The sequence below is a fragment of the Bifidobacterium sp. POST2/T3 (B1) genome (assembly GCF_058197115.1).
Genome location: NZ_JBVPQK010000266.1, coordinates 1 through 3696, shown reverse-complemented (window position 1 = coordinate 3696; position 3696 = coordinate 1). Strand labels below are relative to the sequence as shown.

The window sequence follows — 3696 nt, the reverse complement described above, 5'->3', positions numbered from 1 at the left end:
GGACCGTCCGCTCCTAACGCATCAGACTGTTCGCATAGCCATCTCCACGGATCCGTACGGCATGGCATCATCCGATGCCGCTCTCATTGCAGTTTGCGCAACGGTTATAGCTCTCTGGCTGCGTTGATGACATCTTCCAAGGTGACGCCGGACTGACAGCCGCATGCTGCGAAGAACCGGTTCACCTCCATGACCTTTGAAGACCCAGCTAGTGTAGCACCCACAGGTATACCAATCCGCGCTCACTCTGAACCTGAACAGGCTTGGGTAGAGTTGCCGACATCGAGATTTACTGTTAACGCTGATGTGTTTCCTGCAACTCACGTTCACCATCGATCAGGCTAGGCTACCCCTCCGTTGGTTTTTTAACTTTGCCACGACTTCGATAATCCTGGACAAGTCTAGCCCTCGCTGTTCCGGTCATACTTTCCTGTTCTGTCAACAAAGAACCCACTGAGCTTCTTTTTTTGACTTGACATTACCGGCATGTAAGTCATTTCCGAATATCTTGCTGACGAATATGGCCTTTATGGAGATGCTTCTATAGCCGCTTTGCCTATCTCATGATCGTCCAGCTCGCCGCCTTTTCCGTCAGCCTGTTGTCACACCAATCGTTCGCCAGTTCGAAGGGAACACCAAGGAATCCCTCAATCCCATCCCTGGGCACCGTGGAACGACCAGTGTCGTCCAGTCCGCCGAACGCACGGCCGAGCATTTGAGCAAGACGTACCGGATGCTCCGCCTTGACCTCCACGGGCTCATGCTTTATCCAATGACGCTGCGCCATGCGAACGTACAGGGATTTGTATTTGTCGCCATCGATCAGACCCAGATCGAAGGCTCTGCGCACAGCTGCACCAATGGAAATTCCCCATCCGGACTTTACGTACAGGTAGTCCTCCAGCATCATGCTCGGGCTGATGATCGCTCGCGCGTCGGACTCAGGAAAAAGGAATTCGCCAGCAAACTCGTTAGCCTCCCTCTCCATCAAGGACACATCCTTGGGACGGCGGTACCGGTGCAGAACCAGATGCCCTAGCTCATGAGCAATAGTGAATCTGAGCCGGTCACCAGGCTTGTTTTCGGGAAAATAGCCTATAAGGGCCTTGTCTGGGTAAGTAACTCCATCACTGACCGAATCAGCTACCTTCGTCGTCAGCGGTGCAATGATCACTCCCTTGCGTTCCACGCTTCGGATCATGTTACGCACTGCTCCCCTGGAAGGCAGCCCCAGTATCGCGCGCGTGCTTGCCGCAATATGGCGGACTCCTTGTGCCTGCGGGTTAAAGGTCGGTGCAATCTTATCTAGCCAGGATGCCGTCTTATCTGGCACATTTGACATCGAACTGACCCTGGAGACCGTGTCCGCCAACATCTCGAACTCCGCGCAGATGCGATTGCTGAGATTCCTGGTGATTGTTTTCTTGCGACGAAAGGCGAGGCGATTCCAGTCAAGACCTGGACCGCGCAGCATGAAGAAAGACAGAGGAAGGCTGGTTGCGTAGGCTATCTTTTCGACGCTCGATTCCGTAAGATGAGCGGTCGGACTGCCAACCAGCATGCCGATGTAGGTCGGGGTCATGCCAGAACGCTCGGCAAGCTCTTTTTTGGTCCAACCCCGATACTTCCGTGCAAGCTCAATGCGCGTGGGATTGAACTCATTCATCGGATTGTCTCTTCCCTTTCTTCTTGGACAATTGTATTTGAACGAGGGACCAACAGCTCATTCCCCTCATCATCACCGTTGAACGCCATACCGTTGAAACCTTCACCCATCTGAAGAACCATGAGGGCAATGCAGGGAGCGCCCTTAGGAAAACGGCCGGTTCCAGTAGGCTGGTAGGCGGAACAATGGAAAATACCGTTTGCTTCGGTCCAAACCAAGACAATTTCTGAGTCACTCAGCGGCTTCTTGCCTGAAAGCTCCTGGTCGAGCATAGCTGGTTGCACCCATGCCTCCCTACGCCGTAAGTTCGTTCCAGCGGGAGGAACACTCCCCTCCAATTTGAACTTCTTGAGGAATCGAAGCCTGAGGCCTGAACCGATATTGCGCAGATGAAGACCAGAGGTGGACTTCGTAAGTTTCCAGCCATCGATTGGCTCATCTGTGATTTGTGCGCGCAGCGTCGCGTTAAAGTTGTCCGCATAGAGCTTCGGATACTTAGCTCGAGGAGTGCCAAGTGTGCTCATGGCCGACAGCGAACGAAGCCTAGCCTGCGGCAACAATGTTGGAAGGGCATCATTGATTGGCGTGAGGTTCTGACGAATGAGCTCAAGTTTTTCCAAGGAGTCTCCTTAAAACGCGCGTTCATGTTTGATATTTGGAGCATTGTTTTATTTTACTATTTGAGTTTGAGTTTACTACCGCAAAATTAATCTATCAAGTCAGAATAAATGCAGATTTGCCTTGTCTTTTCACCGTCAACGTTGTCACGAATCTTCATGACGACAAATAACAGGCGACGATATAGACCACCGAGCTGACCATATCTGAACAGTTGCTGCACAGCAGCCATCAATCTGACAGACTCGCTGGAAACGAATTTTACCATCGTGACGAACCTTTAGGCGAACTTAAAAATGTGCCACTCCGCGCTCGATTCCGACCCAAACAAGCTTGGGTAGAGTTGGTGACATGCAAATCGATATCGTCTCCGTCTTCCCCGAGTATTTTGACGTAACTGGACTCAGCCTGCTAGGCAAGGCCCAGGAGAAAGGCCTGGTGACTATACGCGCCCACAACCTGCGCGACTGGACTCATGACGTGCACCACTCCGTGGACGATACGCCAGTGGGCGGTGGAGCTGGCATGGTCATGAAACCTGAAGTCTGGGGCCGGTGCCTGGACGATCTGCTGGACTTGCCAGACGGGTCGGCTCTGCAACCACCCACCATGGATCAGACAACCGATACTGCCGATACCGAAGAAGAAAAAGAGGCAATGAAGAGTTCCGGCGACAAAAGCTACGACATAGCATCCGAGGCAGATCCATCTGCAGACAGCCACGAGGCTGGTGTAGCCAGACCAGTCCTGATCTTCCCCAACCCATCCGCTCCTCTGTTCACCCAGGCCGATGCGACCGAGCTGTCTCGGGCGGAGAGGCTGATATTCGGCTGCGGCCGCTACGAAGGCTATGACGCACGCATTCCCGACTACTACCGGAATCAGGGAATCGACGTTCGCGAGTACTCCATTGGCGACTACGTACTCAATGGGGGCGAAGTGGCCGTCTCGGTCATGCTGGAGGCCATCACACGTCTCCTGCCCGGCTTCATGGGCAATCCTGCATCCATTGTGCAGGAATCCTACACCGGGGCTGAGCCGCTGCTGGAGTATCGCCAGTACACACGCCCCACCACCTGGCGTGGCATGGCTGTGCCCGAGATACTGACCAGCGGCGACCACAGAAAGGTGGACAGGTTCCGGCGCGACGAGGCCATCAGGAGAACCAGTCGAATCCGTCCCGACCTGATTGCCCGATTGGACTGCTCCACTCTCGATAAGCACGACCGCCGTCTCTTGGAAGACCTGGGCTGGGGCACAGGGAAAACCCATCCGAGACCTCTGGACCAGCCGTCAAATTGATTGCCCGTCAAATTTGCAGGGCTGATCAGCGGACCGTCAGATAGTAGACTGCTGTCTCCCCATAGCTGCGAGCCTGATCAATGGCCCATCCTTCAGGAGCCGTGGGCGGC

General features: G+C 54.1%; 3 protein-coding genes. 1 reads left to right on the top strand and 2 read right to left on the bottom strand.

Annotated features, from left to right (window positions below; translation table 11 throughout):
* Window positions 1–556: 556 nt before the first annotated feature.
* On the bottom strand, window positions 557–1666 hold the full coding sequence (locus AC0AP0_RS10240; RefSeq protein ID WP_490430384.1) for a helix-turn-helix domain-containing protein: 1110 nt from the start codon (window positions 1664–1666) through the stop codon (window positions 557–559).
* Window positions 1663–2286: a hypothetical protein gene (locus AC0AP0_RS10235; protein ID WP_490430383.1), complete on the bottom strand. Its 624-nt coding sequence runs from the start codon at window positions 2284–2286 to the stop codon at window positions 1663–1665. Before AC0AP0_RS10235 ends, AC0AP0_RS10240 begins: the two co-directional genes overlap by 4 nt.
* Window positions 2287–2635: 349 nt before the next feature.
* On the opposite strand from AC0AP0_RS10235, the gene trmD reads away from it, so the two are divergent.
* Window positions 2636–3586, top strand: a complete 951-nt coding sequence (gene trmD / locus AC0AP0_RS10230; protein ID WP_490430382.1) for a tRNA (guanosine(37)-N1)-methyltransferase TrmD — start codon at window positions 2636–2638, stop codon at window positions 3584–3586.
* Window positions 3587–3696 lie beyond the last annotated feature (110 nt).

Coding starts and splice junctions, on each gene's coding strand:
- AC0AP0_RS10240 (WP_490430384.1), bottom strand. CDS start 1,666: ATGAATGAGTTCAATCCCACGCGCATTGAGCTTGCACGGAAGTATCGG.
- trmD (WP_490430382.1), top strand. CDS start 2,636: ATGCAAATCGATATCGTCTCCGTCTTCCCCGAGTATTTTGACGTAACT.